The organism is Leisingera aquimarina DSM 24565 (assembly GCF_000473165.1).
Taxonomy (GTDB): domain Bacteria; phylum Pseudomonadota; class Alphaproteobacteria; order Rhodobacterales; family Rhodobacteraceae; genus Leisingera; species Leisingera aquimarina.
On record NZ_AXBE01000014.1, the window covers coordinates 18,538 to 44,820 of the forward strand.

Annotated in this window: 26 protein-coding genes; 12 read left to right on the forward strand and 14 right to left on the reverse strand. The window is 62.8% G+C overall.

The annotated features are described in order from the left end of the window. Nucleotides 1–242 precede the first annotated feature (242 nt). The 5 genes from AQUI_RS0103005 to AQUI_RS0103025 all read right to left on the reverse strand — a co-directional run bounded on the left by AQUI_RS0103005 (nt 243) and on the right by AQUI_RS0103025 (nt 5,209). The gene (locus tag AQUI_RS0103005) at nt 243–1,706 is read right to left on the reverse strand and encodes an aldehyde dehydrogenase (RefSeq protein ID WP_027256172.1); all 1,464 of its coding nucleotides are present in this window, start codon (nt 1,704–1,706) and stop codon (nt 243–245) included. A gap of 150 nt (nt 1,707–1,856) precedes the next feature. Continuing rightward, on the reverse strand, nt 1,857–2,894 hold the full coding sequence (locus AQUI_RS0103010; protein ID WP_027256173.1) for an LLM class flavin-dependent oxidoreductase: 1,038 nt from the start codon (nt 2,892–2,894) through the stop codon (nt 1,857–1,859). Next, complete coding sequence (locus tag AQUI_RS0103015; RefSeq protein WP_027256174.1) at nt 2,891–3,817, reverse strand: flavin reductase; 927 nt, start codon at nt 3,815–3,817, stop codon at nt 2,891–2,893. The genes AQUI_RS0103010 and AQUI_RS0103015 overlap by 4 nt, the downstream gene beginning before the upstream one ends. Beyond that, complete coding sequence (locus AQUI_RS0103020) at nt 3,814–4,635, reverse strand: alpha/beta fold hydrolase (RefSeq protein ID WP_027256175.1); 822 nt, start codon at nt 4,633–4,635, stop codon at nt 3,814–3,816. Before AQUI_RS0103020 ends, AQUI_RS0103015 begins: the two co-directional genes overlap by 4 nt. Continuing rightward, on the reverse strand, nt 4,607–5,209 hold the full coding sequence (locus AQUI_RS0103025) for an amino acid synthesis family protein (RefSeq protein WP_027256176.1): 603 nt from the start codon (nt 5,207–5,209) through the stop codon (nt 4,607–4,609). The genes AQUI_RS0103020 and AQUI_RS0103025 overlap by 29 nt, the downstream gene beginning before the upstream one ends. Before the next feature lie 108 nt (nt 5,210–5,317). On the opposite strand from AQUI_RS0103025, the gene AQUI_RS0103030 reads away from it, so the two are divergent. Next, nucleotides 5,318–6,028 (forward strand): GntR family transcriptional regulator, encoded by a 711-nt coding sequence (locus AQUI_RS0103030; RefSeq protein WP_035919748.1) that lies wholly within the window; start codon nt 5,318–5,320, stop codon nt 6,026–6,028. Here AQUI_RS0103030 and AQUI_RS0103035 read toward each other — a convergent pair. Next, nucleotides 6,021–6,773 (reverse strand): creatininase family protein, encoded by a 753-nt coding sequence (locus AQUI_RS0103035; protein ID WP_027256178.1) that lies wholly within the window; start codon nt 6,771–6,773, stop codon nt 6,021–6,023. The genes AQUI_RS0103030 and AQUI_RS0103035 overlap by 8 nt on opposite strands. 66 nt (nt 6,774–6,839) lie before the next feature. On the opposite strand from AQUI_RS0103035, the gene AQUI_RS0103040 reads away from it, so the two are divergent. Further along, nucleotides 6,840–7,448 carry a helix-turn-helix domain-containing protein gene (locus AQUI_RS0103040; RefSeq protein ID WP_027256179.1) on the forward strand — a complete coding sequence of 203 codons (609 nt, stop codon included), beginning with the start codon at nt 6,840–6,842 and terminating at the stop codon, nt 7,446–7,448. Between the two features lie 44 nt (nt 7,449–7,492). Here the strand turns inward: AQUI_RS0103040 and AQUI_RS0103045 are convergent, their stop codons facing one another. After that, nucleotides 7,493–8,263: a transporter substrate-binding domain-containing protein gene (locus AQUI_RS0103045; RefSeq protein ID WP_027256180.1), complete on the reverse strand. Its 771-nt coding sequence runs from the start codon at nt 8,261–8,263 to the stop codon at nt 7,493–7,495. A gap of 117 nt (nt 8,264–8,380) precedes the next feature. Between AQUI_RS0103045 and AQUI_RS0103050 the strand changes: the two genes are divergently transcribed. From AQUI_RS0103050 to AQUI_RS0103065, 4 genes are read left to right on the forward strand one after another with little or no spacing between them, the layout of a single operon-like run. Then, nucleotides 8,381–9,142, forward strand: a complete 762-nt coding sequence (locus AQUI_RS0103050; protein WP_027256181.1) for an amino acid ABC transporter ATP-binding protein — start codon at nt 8,381–8,383, stop codon at nt 9,140–9,142. A 15-nt stretch (nt 9,143–9,157) separates the two neighbouring features. Next, a complete protein-coding gene (locus tag AQUI_RS0103055) occupies nt 9,158–9,919 on the forward strand; it encodes an amino acid ABC transporter permease (protein WP_027256182.1) in 762 nt (253 codons plus the stop codon). Nucleotides 9,920–9,931: 12 nt separating this feature from the next. Further along, on the forward strand, nt 9,932–10,276 hold the full coding sequence (locus AQUI_RS0103060) for a carboxymuconolactone decarboxylase family protein (protein WP_027256183.1): 345 nt from the start codon (nt 9,932–9,934) through the stop codon (nt 10,274–10,276). Next, nucleotides 10,273–11,322: an aromatic ring-hydroxylating dioxygenase subunit alpha gene (locus tag AQUI_RS0103065; RefSeq protein ID WP_027256184.1), complete on the forward strand. Its 1,050-nt coding sequence runs from the start codon at nt 10,273–10,275 to the stop codon at nt 11,320–11,322. Before AQUI_RS0103060 ends, AQUI_RS0103065 begins: the two co-directional genes overlap by 4 nt. 74 nt (nt 11,323–11,396) lie before the next feature. On the opposite strand, the gene AQUI_RS0103070 is transcribed toward AQUI_RS0103065, so the two are convergent. Further along, nucleotides 11,397–12,500, reverse strand: a complete 1,104-nt coding sequence (locus AQUI_RS0103070) for a M29 family metallopeptidase (protein WP_027256185.1) — start codon at nt 12,498–12,500, stop codon at nt 11,397–11,399. Between the two features lie 147 nt (nt 12,501–12,647). Here AQUI_RS0103070 and AQUI_RS0103075 point away from each other — a divergent pair, with 147 nt between their 5' ends. After that, on the forward strand, nt 12,648–13,229 hold the full coding sequence (locus tag AQUI_RS0103075; RefSeq protein WP_027256186.1) for a carboxymuconolactone decarboxylase family protein: 582 nt from the start codon (nt 12,648–12,650) through the stop codon (nt 13,227–13,229). A 3-nt stretch (nt 13,230–13,232) separates the two neighbouring features. Here the strand turns inward: AQUI_RS0103075 and AQUI_RS0103080 are convergent, their stop codons facing one another. Beyond that, a complete protein-coding gene (locus tag AQUI_RS0103080; protein ID WP_027256187.1) occupies nt 13,233–14,147 on the reverse strand; it encodes a LysR substrate-binding domain-containing protein in 915 nt (304 codons plus the stop codon). Nucleotides 14,148–14,286: 139 nt separating this feature from the next. Between AQUI_RS0103080 and ugpB the strand changes: the two genes are divergently transcribed. From ugpB to AQUI_RS0103105, 5 genes are all read left to right on the forward strand, one after another. Continuing rightward, nucleotides 14,287–15,594, forward strand: coding sequence for a sn-glycerol-3-phosphate ABC transporter substrate-binding protein UgpB (gene ugpB / locus AQUI_RS0103085; protein WP_027256188.1), 1,308 nt, complete (start codon nt 14,287–14,289; stop codon nt 15,592–15,594). Between the two features lie 72 nt (nt 15,595–15,666). After that, nucleotides 15,667–16,548 (forward strand): sn-glycerol-3-phosphate ABC transporter permease UgpA, encoded by an 882-nt coding sequence (ugpA, locus tag AQUI_RS0103090; RefSeq protein ID WP_027256189.1) that lies wholly within the window; start codon nt 15,667–15,669, stop codon nt 16,546–16,548. After that, the gene (gene ugpE, locus AQUI_RS0103095) at nt 16,548–17,399 is read left to right on the forward strand and encodes a sn-glycerol-3-phosphate ABC transporter permease UgpE (protein ID WP_027256190.1); all 852 of its coding nucleotides are present in this window, start codon (nt 16,548–16,550) and stop codon (nt 17,397–17,399) included. Before ugpA ends, ugpE begins: the two co-directional genes overlap by 1 nt. 12 nt (nt 17,400–17,411) lie before the next feature. After that, the gene (locus tag AQUI_RS0103100; RefSeq protein ID WP_027256191.1) at nt 17,412–18,467 is read left to right on the forward strand and encodes a sn-glycerol-3-phosphate import ATP-binding protein UgpC; all 1,056 of its coding nucleotides are present in this window, start codon (nt 17,412–17,414) and stop codon (nt 18,465–18,467) included. After that, nucleotides 18,467–19,408, forward strand: coding sequence for a glycerophosphodiester phosphodiesterase family protein (locus tag AQUI_RS0103105; protein WP_027256192.1), 942 nt, complete (start codon nt 18,467–18,469; stop codon nt 19,406–19,408). Before AQUI_RS0103100 ends, AQUI_RS0103105 begins: the two co-directional genes overlap by 1 nt. Nucleotides 19,409–19,504: 96 nt before the next feature. Here AQUI_RS0103105 and hutU read toward each other — a convergent pair whose 3' ends face one another. From hutU to AQUI_RS0103130, 5 genes are all read right to left on the reverse strand, one after another. Further along, nucleotides 19,505–21,187: a urocanate hydratase gene (gene hutU, locus AQUI_RS0103110; RefSeq protein ID WP_027256193.1), complete on the reverse strand. Its 1,683-nt coding sequence runs from the start codon at nt 21,185–21,187 to the stop codon at nt 19,505–19,507. Beyond that, the gene (hutG, locus tag AQUI_RS0103115; protein WP_027256194.1) at nt 21,184–21,969 is read right to left on the reverse strand and encodes an N-formylglutamate deformylase; all 786 of its coding nucleotides are present in this window, start codon (nt 21,967–21,969) and stop codon (nt 21,184–21,186) included. Before hutG ends, hutU begins: the two co-directional genes overlap by 4 nt. Next, entirely contained in the window at nt 21,966–23,489 is a 1,524-nt protein-coding gene (hutH, locus tag AQUI_RS0103120) for a histidine ammonia-lyase (protein ID WP_027256195.1), read from the reverse strand. The genes hutG and hutH overlap by 4 nt, the downstream gene beginning before the upstream one ends. Then, on the reverse strand, nt 23,486–24,652 hold the full coding sequence (gene hutI, locus AQUI_RS0103125) for an imidazolonepropionase (protein WP_425411807.1): 1,167 nt from the start codon (nt 24,650–24,652) through the stop codon (nt 23,486–23,488). Before hutI ends, hutH begins: the two co-directional genes overlap by 4 nt. A 133-nt stretch (nt 24,653–24,785) precedes the next feature. Then, on the reverse strand, nt 24,786–26,111 hold the full coding sequence (locus tag AQUI_RS0103130; RefSeq protein ID WP_027256197.1) for an MFS transporter: 1,326 nt from the start codon (nt 26,109–26,111) through the stop codon (nt 24,786–24,788). Nucleotides 26,112–26,283 lie beyond the last annotated feature (172 nt).

The window sequence follows — 26,283 nt, forward strand, 5'->3', positions numbered from 1 at the left end:
ACCCTCTCCTGACACCGCGGCACGGGCTCGCCCCTGCCTGTCTTCCTCAATAGGAATTCCACATCCCCGGAGCGCGAAAAAGAAATCTATGGCTTACCTCTGCTTCGCTTGGGGCTAAGCAGGGGATTCCCAATTTTGCGCAACGGCTTGCCAGGCCAGCGCAGCAAAAGAAAAGCCGCCCTGCCACGTGAATGGCAGAACGGCTGAGCGCGCGCCTTGCATAGGAACCGGCGCGAGGAGGGTCAGCGCATCACAAAGGGATCCGGGATCGCCTCATCGCTGGTGCGCAGCCAGACGGATTTCACCTTGGTGTAATCCAGCGCCGCCTGCAGCCCGCCCTCGCGCCCGTGACCGGACAGGCCGTGGCCGCCAAAGGGCGCAATCGGGCTGACCGCGCGGTAGGTGTTGACCCAGACGATGCCCGCCCGGATGCCCCGGATCATCCGATGCGCCCGGGTGAGGTTCCGGGTGAACACGCCAGAGGCCAGACCAAAGGCGGTGCTGTTGGCGATCTCCAGCGCTTCCGCTTCGGTCTCGAAAGTGACCACCGACAGGACCGGGCCAAAGAATTCAGTCGACAGGCAGGGCGCCTCCGGCGCGCCGGAGCAATCCAGCACCGTGGGCGGGAAATAGAAACCCTCCCCTTCCGGCACGGAGCCGCCGGTGACCAGTTTGGCACCCGCCTGCAGCGACGCCCCGATCAGCCGCAGCGCATGGTCGCGCTGTTTGAGTGTGCAGAGCGGGCCGACCTCAGTGGCCATGTCATCCGGCGCGCCAATCACCACCGCTTCGGCCTTCTCCTTCAGCCGCTTGAGGAACGCGTCCTTGATCCCCTTCTGGATCACCAGCCGCGAGCCTGCGACGCAGCTTTGCCCGGTGGCGGCGAAAATCCCGGAGACCTGCGCGTTCACGGCACTTTCCAGGTCGGCGTCGTCAAACACGATAAAGGGCGACTTGCCGCCCAGCTCCAGCGAGGTGGAGGCGAGGTTTTCCGCCGAATTTCTCACGATATGCCGCGCCGTCTCCGGCCCGCCGGTGAACGCCACATGGGCCACTTTCGGATGGCTGGTCAGCGCAGCCCCGGCCTCCGGCCCGCCGGTGATGACGTTGAAAACACCGGGCGGGAAACCCGCCTGATCAAAGATCCGGGCGAATTCCAGCATCGGAGCGGGGCCTTCCTCGGACGCCTTCAGCACCACGGTGCAGCCCGCTGCCAGCGCCGGGCCGATTTTCACCGCCGACAGGAACAGCTGCGAATTCCACGGCACGATGGCGGCTACCACCCCCACCGGCTCGCGCCGCAGCCAGACCTCCATGTCGGGCTTGTCGATCGGCAAATGCGCGCCTTCGATCTTATCCGCCAACCCTGCGTAATAGCGGTAGTATTCCGCCACATAGGCGATCTGCGCCGAGGTCTCGCGGATGATCTTTCCGGTGTCACGGGTTTCCAGCTCTGCCAGCTTTGGTGCGTTTTCCGCCACCAGATCGGCCAGCCGCATCAACAGCTTGCCGCGCTGGGTGGCGCTCATCCCGGCCCATTCTGGCGACAAAAACGCAGCCTCCGCCGCCGTGACCGCCCGGTCCACGTCCGCTGCAGACGCTGCAGGCATCAGCGCCCAGGGCGTGCCTGTTGCCGGATCAAGACTGTCAAACGTGGCATCTGCGTCCTCAAACGCGCCGCCGATGTATTGCTGGAAGGACAGCATTTTCAGCTCCTTTGATGGACCTTTAATGATACTTGAACACATTTTTCATCAGTTAACCGCAAAGTGGCCTTCAGAGCATTTAGCTCTTTTACCACCCTTAGGCCAATCAGACCCGGCGGGCCCCCACCTTGCCCGCCGGGTTACCTGTCTTCACTGAAATGCGGGCATGACTTCGGTGGTGAACCGTTCAAGCGAGGCTTTTTTGCGATTAAAGCTCATGCTGCTGTCGATCCAGAACGAGTACTCATCATAGCCCAAGGCTTCATATTTTTTCAGCCGCTTGATCACCGCAGCCGGTTCGCCGATCACCAGATCGCGCTCCATCGCTTCGGGGCTATAGAACGGATGCGCGGCGATATCCGCGTCAGTCAGGGGATCAATCAAACCCTGCGACACGTCCCTCTTGTTCATAAACCAGGCGCCGAAATAGCAGTAGAACCGGTTCAGCTCCTCCGCCCCGCGTTTCACATCCGCCGCACTGTCGGCCACATATGTGTGCTGCAGCAGCATAATCCTGGGCCGCGGCACCTCGGAATGCTTTGCGCACGCGGCATTGAACTTGCCCATCAGCTCTTCAATCTCGCCGTCGCCCTGCCACAGCGGCGTCACCTGCACGTTGCAACCGTTTGCCACCGCGAATTCATGGCTGTTGGGATCGCGCGCCGCCACCCAGATCGGCGGGCCGTTTTCCTGCAGCGGTTTTGGCGACGACGTGGTTTTCGGGAAAGAATGAAACTCCCCCTCCTGCGCATAATCGCCTTGCCACAGACCCTGCACCGCCGGGATCAGCTCGCGCATCCGCTGGCCGGCCTCCCAGGCATCCATACCCGGCAGCATCCGTTCGTACTCATAGGAATAAGCGCCCCGCGCGATACCCAGATCCAAGCGGCCATCGGTGATGATATCGGTCATCGCCGCCTCGCCTGCCAACCGGATCGGATGCCAGAACGGCGCGATCACGGTGCCGGTGCCCAGGCGCACGTTCTTGGTGTGCCGTGCCACATCGATCAGGTTCAGAAACGGGTTCGGCGCGATGGTGAAATTCATCCCGTGATGCTCACCCGTCCAAACGGCATGCATGCCGCCGTCATCGGCGATTTTGCACAGCTGGATGAACTCGTCATAAAGCTGCTTCTGATCCTGATCGTTCGAAATCCGCTCCATATGCGCAAAAAGCGAAAACTTCATGAGCCACTGCCCCCTGTCCCCACCGCGCGGACCTGGCCGCGGGTCTGGTTTCCATAATACACCCCGAAATTGCCCATCCGGCTTTCACTGGCGAACCGTTCCAGCATGATGCAGACTGCCGCATCGGCGACATCCATCAGCGTGGTTTGGCTCAACTGGGTAAAAGCGCCCTTGGCCGGTGTGCCGCCGGCCGATTGGCACAGAAACGAGATGTGCTGATGTTCGCGCGCTTCGTCCTCAAAAACTGAATAAATGAACCCCGGCTCTGCCTCGACCCCGGTCTCCGCAATCAGCCGGGCCAAGGCGGCTGAGGCGCCCTCCTTGCCCACCCTGGTTTCCGGCAGCGTCAGCCTGCCCTGATCGTTGCCCATCAAGAGCACTTTGCCCTCGTGTTCGATCAGGGCAGAGACAATCAGCTTGGCGCCCTGGCTCAAGGCTTCGGCTTCGGCAGCCGCTGTCACATAGGCACCGCGGGCGTATCCCAAACCCGGTGCGGGCGAGGTTTCAAACGCCCCGACCCTGCCGATCAGGATCAGGTGGTCGCCTGCCTCCACCCGTTTGTGCATCGAACAGTCGAACCATGCGGAAACACCTTCGAAGACCGGGCTGCCCTCTGGCCCCGGGTGCCACTCAACAGCAGCAAAGCGGTCCTCGACCGGCCGGGCAAAAGTGTTGGAGACGTCTTTCTGGTCTTCCGCCAGCACGTTGATGGCAAAGCCTTCCGCCTGTTCAAATGCGGCGTAATTGCTGGAGGAGTTGGCCAGGCATACCAATACCAAAGGCGGATCCAAGGAGACCGAGGTAAAGGAGTTGGCGGTAAAACCGATTGGATTACCGTCCTGATCCTGTGCCGTCACCACGGTGACGCCGGTCATGAAGGTGCCAAAGGCGTTGCGCAAGGCGCGCGGGTCGATATCGCTCATGACGGCTCCTTTTCCGCTGATGTGTTCAGCCAGTCCCGTAGGGCGGCGCTGACCGCTGCCGGGGCGGTCAGGTTGACCATATGCCGGTGGCCCTCAATGACAACTGCGCCGCCTTGCGGCGCGGCGCCGGCCATCGCCTGCGCCATGTCCGGGGTTGAGTTCGGATCGCCATCGCCGGTCAGCGCCAGCAGCGGGCAAGCAATGCCGCCAAAGCCATCCGCGTAAGTACTGTCGCCGCGGGCAAAGGCGGTATAGGCGGCGGCGTAGCCCTGATGGTTCACGCCCGATAGCCAGTCGGCCACCTGCGCCCGCGCAGTCTGGTCCGCCGCAGTATCCCCGAACCAGCGGATCAGGGGTGTTTCCAGATCAAAGCTGCCCGCGCGGATTTCGGCAGCACGGGCTTCAACCGCTTGCCGGGCTGCAGGCGAACGCCGGAACACACCGTTCAGCAGCGCCACTCGTAAGACGTTCTCAGCATGGCAGACCGCATAGCCGCCCGCAATAAGCGCGCCCATGGAGTGGCCCGCCAGCGATACCGGCCCCAGGTCCATCGCCAGCAGAGCCGCATGCAGCCAAGCCACATAGTCCGGCAGCTCTGCACCCTCCGGCAGCGGCGCGCTGCCGCCATGGCCGGGCATGTCCAGCGCGATCACCTGATGGGTTTCAGCCAGTGCCGCAATCTGCGGCGCCCAGGCCTCCGACTGCATGCCAACCCCGTGGATCAGCACCACAGGCTCGCCTTTGCCTATCCCCGGCCCTGCCCTTTGGCAGGTGACAGTGCCGTAAGAGTCAGACAGATGCAGGGTTGTCGAGGTCATGCCCCAGTTCCTTCAGGTCCTGATAGCGGTCGCCAATGCGGTGATGAGGCCGGCCGCCAATAGAGGCACCAAGCGCGATCACAATCTCATCCGGGCCGGGCGCATCCGCGACCGACAACTGGATGGTCAGGTAATGGCTGCGCCGGCCGCCGTCGTTCTTGTCCATCAGCGGGATCTGCAGCGGCGCGTTGGCCGGTCCGCGGGTGTTAGTGAAAGCCAGATAGGATTTCGCCCCCACCGCCTCGCGGTAGTGATTGCCGAACCGCAGCGTGTGGATCAGGGCCGAGGCATGTTCGACCTCGCCATTCACCCCGACGATGGCGGATTTTCCATAGCCTTCAACCTTGTCGCCGCCGCCTGCGGCCTCAAGGATCATCGCGGTCAGCTTCTCCCCCAGACCCGGCGCGCAGTCATGGATTGCCGGGCGCAGATCCTCGGTAAATCCCTGCCCGGCCCAGGGGTTTTTGATCACAGCGACTGCGGCAATCATCTTCAGCGGCGTCTCCGCTGCCTTGCCGCCCTCGATCAGGGTCTCTTCGACATGCAGCAGCGTTTTGCGGATTTCAGCGGGCATGGGCTGTGTCTTTCGTCAGTGATTCCAGTTAATATAATATGGTATACCATAAGACAGTATGTCAATGCAGACTTGTTCAGCTCCGCCGGGGCTGGTATCGGAGGATCCATGAACCACCCAGCAGACCGCTCAACAAACCCACCTGTGATGCGCAAAATAGACCAGCCGCCGCAGACCCTGCGCGACATCGTGCAAGAGCGGATGCGCGAGGCGATCATCGCAGGCCAGTTCGCCCCCGGCGAACGGCTGGTGGAGCGCCCCCTGTGTAACCAGCTCGGCGTCAGCCGCACCGTGGTGCGCGAAACCATCCGCTATCTGGAGGCTGAGGGGCTGGTCGAAATCCTGCCCGGCAAAGGCCCCATCGTGGCGAAACTCTCGTGGGAAGACGCGCGGCAGATCTATGATATCCGCCAGATGCTGGAGACCGCCGCCGCCACCGCCTGCGCCCGGAACATGACACCGGAGCTGGCAGAGCAGCTTCAAGCCGCGCAACACGCCCTGCAGGACGCTGTGGCGGCGGGCGTCGCCGGTCCCATGCTGCGCGCCACCACCGAGTTTTACCGGATCATCTTTGAAGGCGCCGGCCACAATGTCGCCTGGGAAATCGCCCAGCGTCTGAACGGCCGCATCAGCCGGCTGCGGGCGGTGACCCTGTCGACCGAAGACCGCCTGAAACCGGGACCTGCCCATATGCAGGATATCTGCCAGGCCATTGTATCAGCCAATGCAGAGGCCGCGCGGGCGGCCATCGAGCAGCACCTCGGCGACGCCAAGCGCACTGCGCAACGGCTGCTGCTGGAAGAAAAGCCGTTCAGCTGATCTTCTGTTCAGCCGCCTCGGCAAAGGCCTGGAAATCCTCGCAAATCCCCCGCGCCGCGGCCTCCAGCAAGCGGGCACCGTCCTGCGGATTGGCCAGGGCGGAATGCGAGCCGACACGCCCGTCCGGAAACTCTGCCCTGTGTTCCTCCGGCGGGCCGTGCTTGTCGCCGGCATGGGCCTTGATGAACTCCGGGGTCAGTTTCTGCGGCGGCTTTGCCGCCCCGCCCGCGGGCAGCGCGCCCAGCAGGGCCTGGGTGATGGCAACTTCCGACGGGGTCGCGTGCATCCCTTCCCAATCGCCGTACAGATCCTTGCGCATTTCGTTGACCTCCTGCGGCTCCCACCAGCTGCGGATTACGACGCGCTCCAGATCCAGTGCCTGTGCCGCGCGCTGCAAGGGCGCCAAATTCGCACCGTGGCCGTTGACGATAAACACCCCGGCAAACCCCTGCGCCAGCAGCCCGCGGAACACAGCCGTGGCATGGGCCTGAAACAAATCCTCAGGCATTGAAACAGTGCCGGGAAAAGCAGTGTTGAACGGCGCCGGCGTATAGGCCAGCGCGGGCGCAACAATTGCATCGCACAGCTCCGCCGCCCGCAGCGCCACCGCCTCGGCGCAGATCGTGTCGGTGCCGATCATGCCCATCGGCCCGTGCTGTTCGGTCGACCCCACCGGCACCATCACCGCCGCGCCCGCCTTCAGGCGGGCCTCCACCTCAAGCCAGGTCATATGGGCAAGCTGCATAACTCTCTCCTGTCATTTCGCCACGCATCGCTTTTCCTTTGCGTGCGGGCGGCATAGTCTGTGGCAATGGAAGATTCATCGCCCTCTGAGATCGAAAAACCCGCGCTGGACCAGCTGGTCGGCGCCGCGGTCAAGACCCACCGGATGCTGGCCGGGCTGACCCTGGCCGGGCTGTCGGAACGCGCAGGCGTGTCCACCGCGATGATCTCCAAGATCGAGCGCGGCCAGGTCTCTGCCTCGCTGACGACGCTGGAAGCACTGGCCAATGCCATCGGCGCGCCGCTGATCAACTTCTTTGCCGGCACGGTGGAGCATTCGGACGTGTCCTTTGTTGCGGCAGGCGAAGGCATGACCGTGCAGCGGCTGGGCAGCGGCTTTGGCCATACCTACAAGATGATCGGCCGGGCCGAGAGCAGCCATGTGAGTTTCGAGAGCTTCGCCGTTACCCTGGAACAGCCGCTGAAGCCGCGCCCGCTGTACCGCCACCGCGGGCTGGAGTTCATGCATATCACCAGCGGCGAGATGGTCTTCCAATGCGGCGAGGCCTCGTATCATATGAAGCCCGGCGACAGCATCAGCTTTGATTCCAGCAACGCCCACGGCCCGGTGGAGCTGAAGACGGACAAGGTGAGTTTCATCACCATGGTCACCAAAGCCGAATCCAGCGAGGTTTAAAGACGCAGCCGGAACAGGCTGCGCCCTGGATTTTGCCTGGGCTGTTACAGGCCCCACTTGGCCCGGTTGGTTTCAAAGAAACCGGTGGCCTTTTTCACCTTCACCCAGTTGTTCACGTAGTTGATCCAGACCTGATCGTCCTGCGGCAGCAGCATCGCAATCGGCGACGGTGCGCGCGGGCCGGTATCCGGCACCCGGGTCACCGGGAACTTTTCCTCCAGAGTGGAGCCTTCGATGTTGGAGGTGATGAACACATCCGCCCGGCCTGCCAGCACTTCTTGGAAGCCGCGTGCCGGGGCCTCGACCACCTTGATATCGGCCTCGGGGAACCACTCCCGCGCCAGTTTCTCAAACGTCGTGCCCAGCGTCGTCGCCACCTTCACCCCCGGCTGATTGATCGAGTCATAGCCAGAGAAGTTCCCGGCCTTGTCCTTAAGTGTGAACGGAAAAATCTCCACCGCGATATAGCTGTCGGAGAACCCCGCGACCTTCATCCGCGGCGGCGAGATCGAGGCCGAACCGGTCAGATGGTACTTGCCCGCAACCACGCCATTGACCAGCGTTTTCCAATCGGCCGGCACAAATTCCACCTCGACACCCAGATCCTTGGCAAGCTCGGCCATGATATCGATGTCATACCCCTTGTAGCTGTTGGTCGCCGGATCGCGCAGCGTCATCGGGTTCCAATCGCCCGTCGTGCCGACCTTCAGCACACCGCTGTCCAGAATGTCGTGCAGCGCCGATTGCGCCTGCGCGGCCCCCGCCAGCGCCACAGTCACAGCCGCGGCTGCCACCGCCTTGATAATGCGTTTCATTGATAACTCCCCGTTGGTGCGTTTTTTGGTTGCCTAGGAAAAGTAGCAGATTTGATGCTTGATTTAACGGCAACCGGGCAGTTAACCTCAAGAAAAATTTTTCTTGGGAAGAAAAATATGCCAGGAAACCCGCAGCCAGACCCCGCACTTGCCATCGAACTTGCCGGTGTCAACAAATGGTATGGCACGTTTCATGTGCTGAAGGATATCAGCCTGACGGTGCGTGCCGGTGAAAAGGTTGTGATTTGCGGGCCGTCCGGGTCCGGCAAATCCACTGTGGTGCGCTGCATCAACCGGCTGGAGGAGCATCAGAAGGGTATCATCCGGGTCGACGGGACTGAGCTGACCAATGATCCCCAATCCGTGGCAGCGATCCGCTCCGAGGTCGGCATGGTGTTCCAGCAATTCAACCTGTTCCCGCATCTGACGGTGCTGGAGAACCTGACACTGGGCCCCATCAAAGCCCGCGGCATGTCCAAGGCGGAGGCCGAAGCCAAGGCGATGCATTACCTGGAACGCGTCCACATCCCTGACCAGGCAAGGAAACGCCCCGGCCAGCTGTCCGGCGGCCAGCAACAGCGGGTGGCAATTGCCCGCTCGCTTTGCATGGAGCCCAAAGTGCTGCTGTTTGACGAGCCGACCTCTGCCCTGGACCCGGAGATGATCTCTGAAGTCTTGGACGTGATGGCGGAGCTGGCGGTGGACGGCATGACCATGGTGGTGGTCACCCACGAGATGGGATTTGCCCGCAAGGTGGCCGACCAGATGGTGTTCATGGATGCCGGCGAGATTGTCGAGCAGGGCCCGCCGGAGGAATTCTTTGGCTCCCCCCGCTCACCGCGCTGCCAGAAATTCCTGTCGCAGATCCTGCAGCACTGACCGGAAGGATCAAGCATGAAAAAGACCCTGATCCTTCTGCTGCCCTTGCTGGCGCTTGCGGGCTGTTCCAGTTCTTCGACTTGGGGCTGGTATGTGATCAACCCGATGACCGCCAGCGGCTGGGTGAATGTGAAATTCCTGATCTCCGGCATGGGCGACACCATCCTGATCTCGGTGATTGCCGCAGTGATCTCCATCGCGCTGGGACTGGTGGTCGCCCTGCCCGGCCTCGCCAAAAGCCGCGGCTGGCGGATGGTGAACCGGGTCTATGTGGAGCTGGTCCGCTCGATCCCGCTGCTGCCGATGCTGTTCTGGGTGTTCTACGGCTTGCCAATCATCTTCCGCGAAATGGGAATGAACGTGCCGATCGACCCGTTCTGGGGCGCCATCATCACCCTGGCGCTGTCCGACAGCGCCTTTACCGCCGAGATTTACCGCGCGGGCATCCAGTCGATTGCAAAGGGCCAGACCGAGGCGGCCCAGACCATCGGCCTCAACTACCTGCAGACGATGCGCTATGTGATCCTGCCGCAGGCGATCCGCCGCATCCTGCCGCCGCTGGCCAACCAGTTCATCTACATCGTCAAGATGAGCGCCTTTGCCTCTGTCATCGGCATGCAGGAACTGACCCGGCGCGCCAATGAACTGGTGGTCAGCGAATACCGCCCGCTGGAAATCTACACCCTGCTGATCCTGGAATATCTGGTGCTGGTGCTGATCATCAGCGCCGGCGTGCGCTGGCTGGAACGCCGCATGGGATCGGACGAAAGAGGCTGAGGAGAGACAAACATGGACTGGAAAACCTTCATGGCCGAGACCGAGGCCAATATCGGCAGCTTCTCCAAGGAAGTCCCCGATACCGTGCGCGGCTTTGGTGCCATGGGCCAAGCCGCCAAAAAGGACGGCGCCCTCAGCGAGAAGACCAAGGAATTCATCGCCCTTGGCATCGCCATCGCCACCCGCTGCGACAGCTGCATCGGCTTTCACGTGCGGTCCCTGGTGCGGCTGGGTGCCACCCGCGGGGAACTGAGCGAGGCGCTCGCGATGGCCACCTATATGGGCGGCGGGCCTTCCTATGCCTACAGCGCCAAGGCGCTGAAAGCCTTTGATGTATTCTCAGAGGGGCAACCATGAGACCGGATCTGATCGGCGGCGAGGGGTATGTCCGGAACTGCTGGTATGTGGCGGGGCGCAGCGAGGATTTCGGGCGCGAGCTGACTGCGCTCACCATGCTGGAAGAGCAGATCGTGATCTACCGCGACACCAAGGGCGCGGCCATCGCGCTGGAGGACGCCTGCCCGCACCGCAAACTGCCGCTGTCGCGCGGCACTATCGAGGGCGACCACGTGGTCTGCGGCTATCACGGGCTGACCTTCGACTGCCGCGGCGAATGCGTGATCGCGCCGACCCAGCTCGACAACCCGCCGCGCCGCGCTGCCGTGCATTCCTACCCGGCCGAGGACCGCTGGGGGTTTCTGTGGCTGTGGATGGGCGATCCGGATCAGGCGGACCGGGGCCGGATCATCGACATTCCGAACTTCGACAATCCGTCCTGGGGCAAGACGCAGAAGGGCGCGATGGAGATAGCCTGCCACTATCTCTATATCACCGACAACCTGTTAGACCCCAGCCATGTGGCCTGGGTGCATCTGACCTCATTCGCCGGGGCCGGAACCGACAACCGCCCGCTGGACCTGGAAGAAACACAGGATGGCGTCATCGTCTCCCGCTGGGTGCTGGATGAGGCACCGCCGCCCTATTACAAACCGATGCTGCCCTTCGGTCCCGCTTGCGACCGCAAGCAGCATTACGAATGCCGCCTGCCCGCCACCGCGATCAACATGTCGGTCTATGCGCCCAAGGGCGAAGGCGGCAAGGATGTGCCCCTGTCGCCCAATGCCTTCGTCAACATCTCCTATAACTTCATCACCCCGGTGGACGCCGGGCGCTCGCGCTATTTCTGGTTCCAGCATCGCAATATGCATGCGGAGGATGCGGCGATGTCGCAGCGTATGTTCGAGGGCGCCATCATGGCCTTTACCGAGGACAAGGACGTGCTGGAATATGTCCAGACCGGCATGGCAAAACGCAAGACGCCCTATATCAACCTTGGCTTGGATGCAGGCGCGATGCGCTTCCGCACCCGCGTTGCCCGGCAGATCAAGTCCGAGGCCGGCTGAAAAAGAAGCCGTTTCCCTGCGAGGGAAACGGCCATGAAAAATCGATTTTTCATGGCTGAAATCCGCGCCGGATTTCAGCTGGCGAGCCGCCCGCCCGGTCCCTGCCCTACCGCTTGCGCAGGTGCGTCAAACACCGCCTTGATGCAGGGGAATTGCGCCAGAACTTCCGTCCCGCCCGGCACCAGATGCGGGTCGAACACACCGTCTTTCCAGACTGCCGCGCCATCCATCTCAATCGTCGGGTCCAGCACGTTCAGCGAAATCTCCCCCGGCGCGTAATGCCCGCAAGTGTGGAAATGCATCAGCCGCGGATTGCCAAAGGCCGCGCCGCTCCAGCGCTCGAAATTCTCTGCCGCCGCCATGCCATAGGCACAGCCCGGATGGATGCCGGCATGCCAGGAATGCATGGTCATCGCATCCAGACCGAACTGCTTCCCCACTTTGGCGTAATGCATCCGGGCGCAATGCACGTCCCTTTCGTGGCCCTCGAACCTCTCCAGCACGCTGCCGCGGAAATGCACCGCAAGCGGTTCGCGCAGACCGCAGCCGTAGGGGTCATAGAATTTCGAGCCGGTCCCGACCAGGAACCCGTCCTGCATGACCACGCCCGAGAACCCCTGCGCCGGCACCGGCGCAAAGACCGACATCGGGAACCGCGTCACCGACACATCCGCAGCACCCGACTTGGGATAGGCCGCACCCGGCCCGCTGAAATCCGTGCCCAGCGGGCAGGTCACCCGGATATGCTGCGCCGCCGCCATCAGCGCGTTGACCGCATCTTTCAGCGCCACAAACCCCTGATAGTTCGCGCGCCCGAAACCAGATGCCAGCATCCCCGCATCCAGCGCATAAGACATGATCGGGCGGATGCCCTGCATGTCCTTGCTGAACCGGATTTGATCACCGCTGCGCGACAGGAACAGCACCCGGTCCGCCGCCTTCATCCGCGCGACCAGCGCCGGCGGCAACGCGGCACCCATCGGATCAAACGCCAGCACCTCGCACTTCGCGTCAATCCCCAGCGCGCGGGCACTCTCCATCACCGCCCCGGCAATCGCTGCGTCGTAATAGCCGTTCGCGGGGTCTTCCCGCAGGATCAGCAGATGGTCCCCGGCGCGCAAGCCGCCGCAGGTCACCAGCAGATTTTCGGCGCCGGCGCGCAGATCCGCATCCTGCATCCCGCAGTTCTCCCTCTTGATCCTCACCCGGATGTTACCCGCAGCCGCCCCCTCCGATCCAGGAAAATTTCACAACAGTAAAATTTTCTACTGTCATTCAGGACGCCCCTTCCCCTATCCTGCCCCTGGAAACCGCGGAGAAAGCATATGAGCGCATGGATTGAGATGATCCCGGACGAGAAGGCCGAGGGCCGTCTCAAGGAATTGCTGGACAAGGCGCGCACGCCGCATGGCACTGTCGACACCGTGATGCGGGTGCATTCGCTGCGCCCGGAGACGATGAACGGCCATGTCACCCTCTACCGGTCGGTGCTGCACTCGGACGACAATCAGCTGCCGTTCTGGTTTCTGGAGGTAATCGCCAGCTACACCTCTATTCTGAACGACTGCACCTATTCGCTGACCCATCACTTCATGAACGTGCGCAACCTGTTGAAGAACCAACTGCGCAGCGACCGGATTTTCACAGCACTCAAGGCGCACCGGCCCGAGGATGAGTTCGCGGGCAAGGATCTGGCTCTGCTGCGTTATGCCGGCAAGCTGACAACGGATGCGGGCAAGATGGTGAAATCCGATTTCGAAGCGCTGAAAATCGCGGGCTGCGACGATGGCGAGATCCTGGAGGTGAACCAAGTCTGCGCCTATTTCAACTACTCGAACCGCCTGCTGAACGGGCTGGGTGCCACGACGGAGAACGACGTGATCGGCTATTACAAGGGCGATGAATAGCCGCTAGCCCCGCGCCGTTTCCAAATCGGCGCGGAACGGCGCCAGGCTATCGGTAAAAGCGTCCAGGAAATCCAGCGCCAGCAGCGACCGGCTGCCCGACACCGGCCGCAGGATCGACAGCCGGTGCTGCAGCTCGGGCGCAAAGGGCACGATGGCAATATTCTGGCCGCGGAACTGCTCGGCATCCAGGGCGCTGACGACCGAGGCGCCCTGCCCCTGGCTGATGATGATGCAGGCGGTGGAGAACTGCCGCACCTCGATCCAGCTGTTCAATTCCACCCCGGCCTCGGAAAATGATTTGTGCAGCTTGCGGAAAAACGGGCTGTCGCGCCGGGTGTGGATGATCTTGCGGTGCTGCAGGTCGCGGGGCGTGATAACATCCTGTTCTGCCAGCGGATCATTCTGCGGCAGCACACAGACCGTGCGGACGGGGATGTCGATGTTTTCCACCGCCGGATGGGCGGCGAACCCATCTGTGATGCCGCAGTCATACTGCTCGCCGATGATCCACTCCAAAATCCGCTCAGGCCGGTCCGGCTCCAGCGTCAGCCGCACGCCGGGGCGGTGCTCCAGAAATCCGGCCAGCAGCTTGGGAAGCAGCGCTGTAGCAAACCCCGGCAGACAGGCGATGCGCAGATGGCCTGCGGTGCGCTCGGTCAAGTCCCGGTTGAGTTCCTCAAGATGGTTCAAACTGTCAAACACCCGCCCCACTTCGGACAGCAGATAACGCGCCTCACTGGTGGGAATCAGCAGCCCGTCCTTGCGGGTGAACAGATCCACCGCCACCGTTTTGGAAAAATCAGACAGCAGACGGCTGGCCGCCGGCTGGGAAATACCCAGGCTTTCAGCGGCGCGGGTGACAGAGCCCGTGCGGGCAACGGCCTGAAAGGCCTCAAGCTGGCGGAGTTTGAATTTCAAGGGGTTAGCCGCTTTCAAAGGAAGAATGACACGCCATCGCATAACATCATGTTATGAAATTTGTCAAAAAACTTTTGCTTGAATTATCTTTCCCGCCGGACAAAAGCTATCGGCAGAGCCAACTTTGGGAGAGAAGCTCATGTCCGTAAAATCCTTGCTCTGCGCTTCGGCTGTTCTGGCCGTTGCTGGCAGCACCGCATTTGCAGAAACCGAAATTCAGTGGTGGCACGCCATGGGCGGCACCAATGGCGAGCGCGTCAACAAGATCGCCGCAGACTTCAACGCCACTCAGGACGACTACAAGGTCGTGCCCGTCTACAAGGGCAACTACACCGAAACCATGACCGCGGCGATCGCTGCTTTCCGCGCCAAGGAACACCCGCAGATTGTGCAGGTCTTTGAGGTCGGCACCGCCACCATGATGGCTGCCAAGGGCGCCATCTACCCGGTTGAAAAACTGATGAAGGACGCAGGCGAGCCGTTTGACGGCGACGCCTTCCTGCCCGCGGTGGTGTCCTACTATGAGACGCCCGAGGGCGAGCTCTTGTCGATGCCCTTCAACAGCTCCACCCCGGTGCTGTGGTACAACAAGGACGCGCTGGAGGCCGCGGGCGCCGAAGTCCCGGCAACTTGGGATGAAGTGAAAACCGCCTCGCAAAAGCTGGTAGACAACGGCATGAAATGCGGCGTCTCCTTTGGCTGGCAGTCCTGGGTGATGATCGAGAACTTCTCGGCCTGGCACAACCTGCCCACCGGCACCAAGGAAAACGGCTTTGCCGGGTTCGACACCGAGTTGACCTTCAACAACGCCAGCGTGGCGGCGCGCCTGGATGACGTCGCCTCCATGGGCAAGGATGGGTTGTTTGTCTACGGCGGCCGCCGCGGCGACAGCCTGCCGATGTTCACCAACGGCGAATGCGGCATGTGGATGAACTCCTCGGCCTACTACGGGTCGATCTCTTCGCAGGCCGAGTTCGAGTTCGGCCAGTCCATGCTGCCGCTGGACACCAAGGTCGCCGACGCGCCGCAGAACTCGATCATCGGCGGCGCCACCCTGTGGGTGCTCGAGGGCCACGACGAGGCGGAATACAAGGGCACTGCCAAGTTCCTGACCTACCTGTCCTCGCCCGAGGTGCAGTCCTGGTGGCACCAGGAAACCGGCTATGTGCCGATCACCACCGCTGCCTATGAGCTGTCCAAGGAACAGGGGTTCTACGAGAGCAACCCCGGCACCGACACCGCGATCAAGCAGCTGAGCCTGAACACCCCGACGGCAAACAGCCGCGGCCTGCGCTATGGCAACTTCGTTCAGGTCCGCGACGTGATCAACGAAGAACTGGAGGCCCTGTGGGGCGGCGAGAAGACCGCCCAGGACGCGCTGGACGCCGCGGTTGAGCGCGGCAACGACCTGCTGCGCCGGTTCGAGCGCACCGCCAACCCGTCCTAATCCATCCTGACGACCCGGCCCTGCCGCCCCTCCCCTGGGGCGGCAGGGCCACTTTCCTGACTGGGGCCTTTCATGCTCAAACGGGTGCATTTCCCAACCTCGGCGCTGCCTTACCTGCTGGTCGCGCCGCAAATCGCCATCACGCTGGTGTTCTTCATCTGGCCCGCCAGCCAGGCGATGTATCAATCTTTTCTGATCGAAGACGCCTTTGGCCTTGGCACCGAATTTGTCTGGTTCGAAAACTTTGAAATCCTGTGGTCGGACAGCCATTACCTGGCCAGTTTCCAGCGCACCGCGGTTTTCTCCTTGCTGGTGGCGGGGCTGTCGATGGGCGTGGCGCTTCTGCTGGCAGGTTTTGCCCAGCGGGTGGTGCGCGGTGCGATGTTCTACCGGACCCTGCTGATCTGGCCCTATGCGGTCGCCCCCGTTCTGGCAGGCGCCCTGTGGGTGTTCATGTTCAACCCGACCCTTGGCATCTTTCCCTATTTCCTGGAATTCGCAGGCATCACCTGGAACCATTACCTGAACGGCACCCAGGCGATGGCGCTGGTGATCCTGGCCGCTGCCTGGAAACAGGTCGCCTATAATTTTCTGTTCTACCTCGCCGCCATGCAATCCATCCCCAATTCCGTGATCGAAGCCGCCGCCATCGACGGCGCAGGCCCGGCGCGGCGGTTCTGGACCATCATCTTTCCGCTGATCTCGCCCACCACGTTTTTCCTGCTGGTCATCAACATGGTCTACGCCTTTTTCGAGACCTTCGGCATCATCCACGCGGTCACCCAGGGCGGCCCCGGCACCTCCACCACCATTCTGGTCTACAAGGTGTTCAACGACGGTTTTGTCGGTCTCGACCTTGGCGGCTCAGCCGCGCAGTCGGTGGTGCTGATGGTGCTGGTCATCGCCATGACCGTGGTCCAGTTCCGCTTTGTTGAAAGAAAGGTGGCTTACTGATGGTTGAAAACCGCCCCCTGATCACTTTCCTTACCCATCTGGTGCTGGTGCTTGGCGTTCTGGCCATCGCGCTGCCGGTGTGGATCACCTTTGTCGCCTCCACCCATGACCAGCTGCGCATGAACCAGGCGCCGCTGCCGCTGTGGCCCGGCGACTATTTCCTGGCCAACATGAAGCAGACCCTGTTCGGCTCCGGTCTCAGCGGCACCGAAACCGCGCCGGTTTGGCTGATGCTGCTGAATTCTTTGGCGATGGCGCTGATGATTTCCACTGGCAAGATCGCCATTTCACTTCTGTCGGCCTTTGCCATCGTCTATTTCAAGTTTCCCTTCCGCATGGGCTTCTTCTGGATGATCTTCATCACCCTGATGCTGCCGGTCGAAGTGCGGATCCTGCCCACCTTCGAGGTGGTCGCCAACCTTGGCATGCTGAACAGCTACTGGGGTTTGTCGATCCCGCTGATCGCCTCGGCCACCGCCACCTTCATGTTCCGCCAGGTGTTCCTGACGGTCCCGGATGAGCTGCTGGAAAGCGCCCGCATCGACGGCGCCGGGCCGCTCAGGTTCTTCTTCGACATCCTGCTGCCCTTGTCGCGCACCAATATCGCCGCGCTGTTTGTGATCCTGTTTATCTTCGGCTGGAACCAGTACCTCTGGCCGCTCTTGATCACCACCGACACCTCGATGACCACCATCGTGATGTCGATCAAGCAGATGCTGGAAGCAGCCGAGCAAAGCCCGCAATGGAACATCATCATGACCACGGCCCTTTTGGCGATGATCCCGCCGGTGTTTGTGGTCATCGCAATGCAAAAGCTCTTTGTGCAGGGCTTGACGGAAACCGATAAGTAAGGCGCCTGACAGATGGCTGATATTCAACTCACAGATCTGGTGAAATCCTACGGGCCCACAGAGGTGCTCCACCATGTCGAAGGAGGCATCAAGGATGGCGAGTTCATCGTCATCGTCGGCCCCTCCGGCTGCGGCAAATCCACGTTGCTGCGGATGGTGGCGGGGCTGGAAAGCGTTACCTCCGGCGAAATCCGCATCGGCGGCAACCGGGTGAACGAGCTGGAGCCATCGGCGCGCGACATCGCCATGGTGTTCCAGAACTACGCGCTTTATCCGCATATGTCGGTGCGCCAGAACATGGCTTACGGCCTGAAGATCCGCAAACTCCCCAAAGATGAGATCAACCGCCGCGTTGAAGAGGCCGCCGAGATCCTGGAGATCAAGCAATACCTCGACCGCAAGCCGCGCCAGCTGTCGGGCGGCCAGCGCCAGCGGGTGGCCATGGGCCGCGCCATCGTGCGCGATCCGCAGGTGTTCCTGTTTGACGAGCCGCTGTCGAACCTTGATGCCAAGCTGCGGGTGCAGATGCGGCTGGAAATCCGCAAATTGCAGCAGCGGCTGGGGGTGACCTCGATCTACGTGACCCACGATCAGGTCGAGGCGATGACGCTGGGCGACCGGCTGATGGTGCTGAACGGTGGCTATGTCGAGCAGTTCGGCACCCCGATTGAGCTGTATGACCGCCCGGCCTCGGTGTTTGTGGCGGGCTTCATCGGCAGCCCGGCGATGAATTTCCTGCCTGCAGACCTGAACGGCGGCCGCGCCACCCTGCCCGATGGGGCTGTACTGGCCGTGCCGCCCCGCCACACCGGCGCTGCAACTCTTGGCCTGCGTCCGGAACATCTGGCGGACGATCCCGCTGGCCCGATCGCGCTTGAGGTGGACCTGCTCGAACAGCTGGGTGCCAACACCCTGATCCACGGACGCCTGCAGGGCACCGAACACGCCCTCACCGCCAGCGTTCCGGGCCACGCCTGCGACAGCATCGGCAGCATCCGCCGCTTCTCGGCCACGCCAGCGCTGACACATCTGTTCGATACCGCCTCGGGCAAACGTCTGGCAGACTGATGGCCTTTCCCCAGATCCCTGCCTTTGCAGGCACGCCGGGTGTGATCCGGCTGGTCGGCCACCGCGGTGCCCGCGGCGTGCTGCCGGAAAACACCATGGAAGGCTTTGAGTTCACCCTGAAAACCGGGGTGGAGCTGTTGGAACTGGACGTCACCGCCACCCGCGACGGGGTGGTGGTGATCACCCACAACCACCATCTGACCCGGTCGATGGTCCGCGATGCCGATGGCCACTGGCTGCAAGGCGCTGAACCCAAAGTCTCGGCCCTCAGCTACGCCGAATTGCAGCGCTATGATGTGGGCGGGCTGGACGGCGCCAGCGCCTATGGCCGGCGGTTCCCGGATCAGGCCTTTCTGACCGGCCTGCGCATTCCCCGCCTCGCCGATCTGCTGGCGCTGCTGCAGCAGCCGCAGCACCAGAACGTGCATCTGCTGCTGGAGATCAAATCCGACCCGGACCTGCTGGAAGCCCCCCCCGCGCGCCAGGCGCTGGTTGAGGCTGTGGTGTCAGAGGTCCGCCAGGCCGGGATGCAGCCGCGCACAGTGCTGCACAGTTTCGACTGGGACCTGCTGGCGGACTGCCAGCGGATTGCCCCGGAAATGCCCGCCTCCTTCCTGACTCAGCTGCCGGAGAACGCGGATGAGGTGGGCGAGGATTCTTCCAAGGCGGTGAACCCGGTGGCGGGCTGCACCGCCTTGGACCTGCCGGACCGCGTCGCCGCCGCCAAGGGCCGGTTCTGGTGCCCCTATTACCTGGACATCACGCCAGACTCGCTGGCCCGCGCCCGCGCGCTGGGGCTGATAACCGTTGTCTGGACGGTGAATGAGCCGGAGGACATCGAGCGGATGATCGCCCTTGGCGTCGATGCGATCTGCACCGATTATCCAGGGCGGGTGCAGCGGCAATTGCTGATGCATGGCCTGCACTGGCGCACCACCTGAAAAGGGCCGTTCTCCTGCAAGGAAAACGGCCATGAAAAATCGGATTTTTCATGGCTGAAATCCGCGCCGGATTTCAGCCTCGCTTCAGCCGGACCGTCAGTCCAGAATGCCGGGCAGGTTCAGCCCGTGCTCGCGGGCGCAGTCCTTGGCAATGTCATAGCCCGCATCCGCGTGGCGCATGACCCCGGTCGCCGGGTCGTTCCACAGCACCCGGCCGACGCGGCGCTCGGCGTCTTCGCTGCCGTCGCAGCAGATCACCACGCCGGAATGCTGCGAAAAGCCCATGCCAACACCGCCGCCGTGGTGCAGCGACACCCAAGTGGCACCTGAGGCAGTGTTCAAGAGCGCGTTCAGCAGCGGCCAGTCAGACACCGCATCGGAGCCGTCCATCATCGATTCAGTTTCGCGGTTGGGCGAGGCGACCGAGCCGCTGTCCAGATGGTCGCGGCCAATGACGACCGGCGCCGACAGTTCGCCGTTGCGGACCATCTCGTTGAACGCGAGGCCCGCCTTGTGGCGGTCGCCGAGACCAATCCAGCAGATCCGCGCCGGGAGGCCCTGAAACGCAATCCGCTCCTGCGCCATGTCCAGCCAGCGGTGCAGGCCTTCGTTCTCGGGGAACAGTTCCTTCATCTTGGCGTCGGTCTTGCGGATATCCTCGGGGTCGCCCGACAGGGCGCACCAGCGGAACGGACCGATGCCGCGGCAGAACAGCGGGCGGATATAGGCGGGCACAAAGCCGGGGAAGTCGAATGCGTTCTCCAGCCCCTCCTCCAGCGCCATCTGGCGGATGTTGTTGCCGTAATCCACCGTGGGCACGCCCATCGCGTGGAAATCGCACATCGCCTTCACTTGCACCTTCATCGAGGCGCGGGCGGCCTTCTCAACCGCTTTCTTATCGCTCTCGCGGCGTTCCTTCCACTCACCCATGGTCCAGCCCAGCGGCAGGTACCCGTTCACCGGATCATGCGCCGAGGTCTGGTCGGTTACGATATCGGGGCGGATGCCGCCTGCTTCCGCACGCTTCACCAGCTCAGGGAATATCTCCGCCGCGTTGCCCAAAAGGCCCACGGATTTCGCCTCGCCCGCGGCAGTCCAGCGCGCGATCATCTCCAGCGCCTCGTCCAGGGTTTCCGCCTTCTCGTCCAGGTATTTGGTGCGCAGGCGGAAGTCGATGCTGTCCGGATTGCACTCCACTGCCAGGCAGCTGGCCCCGGCAAACACCGCCGCCAAAGGCTGCGCGCCGCCCATGCCGCCCAGGCCGCCGGTCAGGATCCACTTGCCGGTCAGATCACCACCGAAATGCTGGCGCCCGGCTTCGGCAAATGTCTCATAGGTGCCCTGCACAATGCCTTGGGTGCCAATGTAAATCCACGAGCCAGCGGTCATCTGGCCGTACATCATCAGGCCCTTTTTATCGAGCTCGTTGAAGTGGTCCCAATTGGCCCAATGCGGCACCAGGTTGGAATTGGCGATCAGCACCCGCGGCGCGTCCTTGTGGGTCTGGAACACGCCCACGGGTTTGCCGGACTGCACCATCAGCGTCTGGTCTTCTTCCAGGTTCTTCAGGGTCTCGACAATCATGTCGAAGTCCTGCCAGGTGCGCGCGGCGCGGCCGATGCCGCCGTAGACCACCAGCTCATGCGGGTTTTCGGCCACATCGGGATGCAGGTTGTTCATCATCATCCGCATCGGCGCCTCGGTCATCCAGGACTTGGCAGTGATTTCCGGGCCGGTGGGCGGGAAGATGTCGCGGGTGTTCTTGCGGGGATCGCTCATGCCGAGGGCCTCCAGTTTTTGAGATCAGTCAGAATTTTGGTGAGATGGGTGCGCAGTTTGTCCGCGCGCTCCGGCAGGTAGGTCCAGGAAGGGCATTCCTGGCAGTAGGTGGCCTGCGCCAGCTCCATCTGGATCGCGTGCAGGCCTTCGGCAGGGCGGCCATAGTGGCGGGTGGTCCAGCCGCCCTTGAAACGCCCGTTGAGAACCGAGGTATAGCCCTCAGCGCCCGCGCAATTGGCCACGGTCATGGCCTCAATCGCCGGATCGCAGGTTTCGCCATTGTTGGTGCCGGTGTTGAAATCCGGCAGGCGGCCTTCGAACAGGAACGGGATATCGCCCCGGATCGAGTGGCAGTCATACAGGATGGCAAAACCATGAATGGCCTTCACCCGCTCCAGTTCTGCCGTCAGCGCCGTGTGGTAAGGCGCATGATAGGCGGCGCGGCGGCGCGTGATTTCCGCCTCGTCCGGCTCCTGCCCGTCGCGCCAGATCGGCAGCCCGTCGAAATCGGTCAGCGGCACCAGAGTGGTGGTGTTTTGCCCAGGATAGAGACTGATTCCAGCGGGATCGCGGTTCACGTCAATCACATAGCGGTGGATCGGCGTGCGGACGGTTGTCACCTCCTCAACCAGCCCGGCATAGAGGTCGTGGATATGCCAATCGGTATCCGCCAGCGCCTGGCCGGTTTCATTAAGGCACTCCCGGATATCCGGCGGCACATCGGTGCCAGTGTGGGGCAGCCCCAGCACCAGAGGGGAGCTGCCTTGGGTCACTTCGATCATGCTGTCACCTTCACACCGGCAGCTTCCGCAACACGGCCCGCACGCACCATGGCGCTGGCATCTTCGATGTCCGGTGCCAGATAGCGGTCCTCGGCCAGAGCGGGAATATCGGCGCGCAGCATCGCCAATACGTCCTGCAGCCGTTCGGAGGTTTGCAGCGGCGCCCGCGCCTCCACCCCTTGCGCGGCACAGAGCATTTCGACGCCCAGGATCACCGACAGGTTTGCGTTCATCTTCGAAAGCCGCAGCGCACCGTGGGCGGCCATCGACACGTGGTCCTCCTGGTTGGCCGACGTGGGCGTCGAGTCGGTCACACAGGGGTTTGCCAAGTGTTTGTTTTCGCTCATTAAAGCGGCTGTGGTCACCTCAGCGATCATGAAACCCGAGTTCAGACCCGGATCAGGCGTCAGGAACGGCGGCAGATCGTGGCTGAGGGTCGGGTCCACCATCAGCGCCACCCGGCGCTGCGCGATTGCGCCGATTTCAGCCACGGCCAGCGCGATCTGATCTGCGGCAAAGCCCACATATTCCGCGTGGAAGTTGCCGCCCGAGACGATGCGTCCCTCATTCACCAGCACCAAAGGGTTGTCGGTGACGGCATTGGCCTCGATCTCCAGCGTTCTGGCGGCCATGCGCAACACATCCAGCGCCGCGCCCACCACCTGAGGCTGGCAGCGGATGCAATAGGGATCCTGCACGCGGGTGTCGCCCTCGCGGTGGCTTTCGCGGATCTCGGAGCCGTCCATGATCGCGCGCATTTCCCGCGCCACGTCGATCTGGCCGGCATGGCCGCGCAGGGTGTGGATATCGGCAATCAGCGGCGCGGTGGAGCCCATGATGGCGTCGGTGCTCAGCGAGGCAATCGCCATCGAGGCCTCGGCCAGGCGCCAGGCATCAAACAGGCCGGCCAGCGCGCAGGCGGTCGAGAATTGCGTGCCGTTGATCAGCCCCAGACCTTCCTTGGGTCCCAGAACAATAGGCTCTAACCCGGCCTTTTTCAGCGCTTTTGAACTGGACATGCGGGCGCCTTCAAATGTGGCCTCCCCTGCCCCGATCATCGCCGCCGCCATATGGGCCAACGGCGCCAGGTCGCCGGATGCGCCGACGGAGCCCTGCGACGGGATCACCGGCACCACGCCGCGTTCCAGCATCTGCTCGATCTGGTTAATCACCAGCCAGCGCACGCCGGAGGCGCCGCGGCCCATCGACAAGAGCTTCAGCGTCATCATCAGCCGGGTCTTGTCCTCCGGCAGCGCCTCCCCTACCCCGCAGCAGTGCGACAGGATCAGATTGCGCTGCAGGGTGGCAGTGTCTTCCGGCGCGATCTTGGTCGAGGCCAGCTTACCGAAACCGGTGTTAATGCCATAGACAGCATCCTCGCCTGCGGCGGCATCCGCCACCATCCGCGCTGCGGCCTCCACCGGTTCACGGGCCGAGGCGTCCAGCTTGGCCGGGGTCAGGTTGCGGTAGATATCTTCCAGCGTGGACAGCGTCACTGTGCCGGGGGTCATCTCGATCATTGGGTGCCCTCATAGATACGGGTGTAAAGCGGGTTGAAGCCGATGCGGTAGGCAAGCTCACCGGGCGTTTCCACGTCCCAGACCGCCAGATCGGCGCGCATACCGGCAGAAATTTGACCGCGGTCATTTAGACCCAGCGCGCGTGCGGCATTGCAGGTGACACCGGCCAGCGCCTCCTCCGGCGTCATGCGGAACAGGGTGCAGCCCATGTTCATGGTCAGCAGCAAGGATGTCAGCGGCGAGGAACCGGGGTTGCAATCGGTCGCCAGCGCCATCGGCACGCCGTGGCTGCGGAAATGTTCAATCGGCGGCGCCTGGGTTTCGCGGATGGTGTAAAACGCGCCCGGCAGGATCACCGCAACGGAGCCAGCGGCAGCCATCGCCCTGGCGTCGTCTTCGGTCGCGTATTCCACATGATCAACTGACAATGCGCTGTACTGCGCCGCCAGTGCGGTGCCGCCCTGATGGCTCAGCTGCTCGGCGTGCAGCTTGACCGGCAGGCCCAGCTCCTGCGCAACTTTGAACACCCGTTCGATCTGCGCAGGCGCAAAGGCTATGTTCTCACAGAAGCCATCCACCGCATCGGCCAGCCCCTCCGCATGGGCAGCGCGCAAGGCGGGAATGCAGACCTCGTCAATGTAGGCGTCATCCCGGCCCTTGTACTCCGCCGGGGTGGCATGTGCGCCAAGGAAAGTGGTCTTAACTGTCACTGGGCGCAGTTCGCCCAGACGGCACGCGGCGCGCAGCATGTTCAGCTCGGTTTCGCGGTCCAGCCCGTAGCCGGACTTCACCTCCACCACCGTCGCGCCTTCAGCAATCAGCGCATCCAGCCGCGGCAGTGCGTCTTTCACCAGATCCTCCAGCGATGCGGTGCGGGTCGCGGACACGGTGGAGACGATGCCGCCCCCTGCCCTTGCGACCTCTTCATACGAGGCGCCGTTCAGACGCATCTCGAATTCCATCGCCCGGTTGCCGCCAAAGACGATATGGGTGTGGCAGTCGATCAGCCCCGGCGTCACCAGCCGGCCGCCCAGATCGCGCTGCTCCCAAGAAAAATTGTCAGCTGGCAATTTTTCCCGCGGACCGGCCCAGACAATCCTGCCGCCGGAAACCGCAACCGCACCGTCCTCGATCAAGCCATAAGGCGCGTCCGTCCCAGCCATAGTGGCCAGACGTGCGCCGGTCAGAACAAATTCCCCAGTCACAGAATCCCTAAGTCCCTTTACTTCCGTTTCGGCAATAAACTACTGAAATAGGTGATTATGTCTAGGCATAAAGTATGGCAGCTCTCCTGCCCTATCTACCCTCACTATGCGGGACCCGCGGGTGCAGATCATCGATGATGATCGGATGCACATGCGGGTGGCCGCTCTGCAGATGCGGATGATCCGGCGGCAGATCGGGGTGGCTATGCGCAACTGGGGATGCGCTGTCCGCTGGCCACAGGCGGTGCGCGGCGATCAGCCCGGCGGTTGCCAGCAGAGCCAGGGCCAGCATCGCCGCTCCCCCGCCCCAGGCGGCCATCAGCCAGGCCGACAGCGGGTAGAACAGCAGCCAGCAGGCATGTGACAGAGTGAACTGTGCGGCAAAGATCGCGGGCCGGTCCTCTGCATGGGCTGAGCGCGCCAGCAACCGCCCTGACGGTGTCAGAATGGCAGAATAGCCGGCGCCGATCACGGCCCATGCAATTGCCAGCCGTGCATATGTCAGCGGCGCCGCAAAGGCAGCCAGCGACAAACCCGCCAGCGCAGCAATACCCAAACCCGCCCCCGCCAGCATAACCGTCCGGTCGCTGATCCGATCCAGCAGGCGCGGCAGCAGCATAGCCGACAGCATCGAGCCGCCGCCAAACGCAGCCAGCGTCAGCGCAACCGAGCTTTCCGGCAGCTCCAGTTCCGCGCGCACCAGCACCACGGTATTCACGATCACCATCGACCCGATTGCGGAAACCACCCAGTTCAGCGCCAGCAGCCCGCGCAGCCGCGGCGTTTTCAGGTAATTCCGGATCCCCCGGGTGGTCCGCTCGTACACCGGGCGCGGCGCGGACGGCTTAGGCGAAGGCAGCACGATGGAGAACAGCAGCAGCGCTGATCCCGCGAACCCAGCGGCAGTGCCCCAGAACAGCGTCGAGGAGCTCACCAGCAGCAGCAGTGCAGCGGCCAGCATCGGACTGACCAGGCTTTCCAGCTCGAAAGCCATCCGCGACAGGGACAGCGCCTGAGTGTAATCCTTCTCCTGTGTCAGCACATCGGGGATCGACGCCTGGAAGGCAGGCGTAAACCCGGCGGAGGCTGATTGCAGCACAAAGATCAGCACATAGACCTGCCAGATCTCATTGACGAACGGCAGGCAAACGGCGACCGCCATCCGCACCAGGTCCAGCACGATCAGCATCCTTCGCCGGTTCACCTGCTGGGCCCAGGCAGCGGCAACCGGGGCGACGGTAACATAGGCCACCATCTTGATCGTCAGCGCAGTGCCCAGAACCAGCCCGGCGCGCTCACCTGCCAGGTCAAAGGCCAGAAGGCCAAGCGCCACGGTCGCCAGCCCGGTGCCGGTCAGGGCCACGATCTGGGCCAGGAACAGATGCCGGTAAGTCCGGTTGCGCAGGATAGTGAGCATGGTGCGGCGTGTTCCTTTTGCTGTAAAGACCCCGTCACTGTGGTCATCCTGCGGTGGCGAAAGCAATGGATTGATTTGCCGTAGCAATGCGGCAGATTAGAAATTGTCAGCTGACAATTTCTGCAGCGGCGTCCGGGCCGGGACCGGAAAGATAGGGCCCGTCTATGCCAGG

Coding starts and splice junctions, on each gene's coding strand:
- AQUI_RS0103060 (WP_027256183.1), top strand. CDS start 9,932: ATGGACTGGAAAACCTTCATGGCCGAGACCGAGGCCAATATCGGCAGC.
- AQUI_RS0103015 (WP_027256174.1), bottom strand. CDS start 3,817: ATGAGCGATATCGACCCGCGCGCCTTGCGCAACGCCTTTGGCACCTTC.
- ugpE (WP_027256190.1), top strand. CDS start 16,548: ATGGTTGAAAACCGCCCCCTGATCACTTTCCTTACCCATCTGGTGCTG.
- ugpA (WP_027256189.1), top strand. CDS start 15,667: ATGCTCAAACGGGTGCATTTCCCAACCTCGGCGCTGCCTTACCTGCTG.
- AQUI_RS0103040 (WP_027256179.1), top strand. CDS start 6,840: ATGGAAGATTCATCGCCCTCTGAGATCGAAAAACCCGCGCTGGACCAG.
- AQUI_RS0103020 (WP_027256175.1), bottom strand. CDS start 4,635: ATGACCTCGACAACCCTGCATCTGTCTGACTCTTACGGCACTGTCACC.
- AQUI_RS0103035 (WP_027256178.1), bottom strand. CDS start 6,773: ATGCAGCTTGCCCATATGACCTGGCTTGAGGTGGAGGCCCGCCTGAAG.
- AQUI_RS0103050 (WP_027256181.1), top strand. CDS start 8,381: ATGCCAGGAAACCCGCAGCCAGACCCCGCACTTGCCATCGAACTTGCC.
- ugpB (WP_027256188.1), top strand. CDS start 14,287: ATGTCCGTAAAATCCTTGCTCTGCGCTTCGGCTGTTCTGGCCGTTGCT.
- hutG (WP_027256194.1), bottom strand. CDS start 21,969: ATGATCGAAGTGACCCAAGGCAGCTCCCCTCTGGTGCTGGGGCTGCCC.
- AQUI_RS0103070 (WP_027256185.1), bottom strand. CDS start 12,500: ATGCAGGATGCGGATCTGCGCGCCGGCGCCGAAAATCTGCTGGTGACC.
- AQUI_RS0103030 (WP_035919748.1), top strand. CDS start 5,318: ATGAACCACCCAGCAGACCGCTCAACAAACCCACCTGTGATGCGCAAA.
- hutI (WP_425411807.1), bottom strand. CDS start 24,652: ATGGCTGGGACGGACGCGCCTTATGGCTTGATCGAGGACGGTGCGGTT.
- AQUI_RS0103065 (WP_027256184.1), top strand. CDS start 10,273: ATGAGACCGGATCTGATCGGCGGCGAGGGGTATGTCCGGAACTGCTGG.
- AQUI_RS0103045 (WP_027256180.1), bottom strand. CDS start 8,263: ATGAAACGCATTATCAAGGCGGTGGCAGCCGCGGCTGTGACTGTGGCG.
- hutU (WP_027256193.1), bottom strand. CDS start 21,187: ATGAGCGATCCCCGCAAGAACACCCGCGACATCTTCCCGCCCACCGGC.
- AQUI_RS0103100 (WP_027256191.1), top strand. CDS start 17,412: ATGGCTGATATTCAACTCACAGATCTGGTGAAATCCTACGGGCCCACA.
- AQUI_RS0103005 (WP_027256172.1), bottom strand. CDS start 1,706: ATGCTGTCCTTCCAGCAATACATCGGCGGCGCGTTTGAGGACGCAGAT.
- AQUI_RS0103130 (WP_027256197.1), bottom strand. CDS start 26,111: ATGCTCACTATCCTGCGCAACCGGACTTACCGGCATCTGTTCCTGGCC.
- AQUI_RS0103055 (WP_027256182.1), top strand. CDS start 9,158: ATGAAAAAGACCCTGATCCTTCTGCTGCCCTTGCTGGCGCTTGCGGGC.
- AQUI_RS0103025 (WP_027256176.1), bottom strand. CDS start 5,209: ATGCCCGCTGAAATCCGCAAAACGCTGCTGCATGTCGAAGAGACCCTG.
- hutH (WP_027256195.1), bottom strand. CDS start 23,489: ATGATCGAGATGACCCCCGGCACAGTGACGCTGTCCACGCTGGAAGAT.
- AQUI_RS0103010 (WP_027256173.1), bottom strand. CDS start 2,894: ATGAAGTTTTCGCTTTTTGCGCATATGGAGCGGATTTCGAACGATCAG.
- AQUI_RS0103105 (WP_027256192.1), top strand. CDS start 18,467: ATGGCCTTTCCCCAGATCCCTGCCTTTGCAGGCACGCCGGGTGTGATC.
- AQUI_RS0103075 (WP_027256186.1), top strand. CDS start 12,648: ATGAGCGCATGGATTGAGATGATCCCGGACGAGAAGGCCGAGGGCCGT.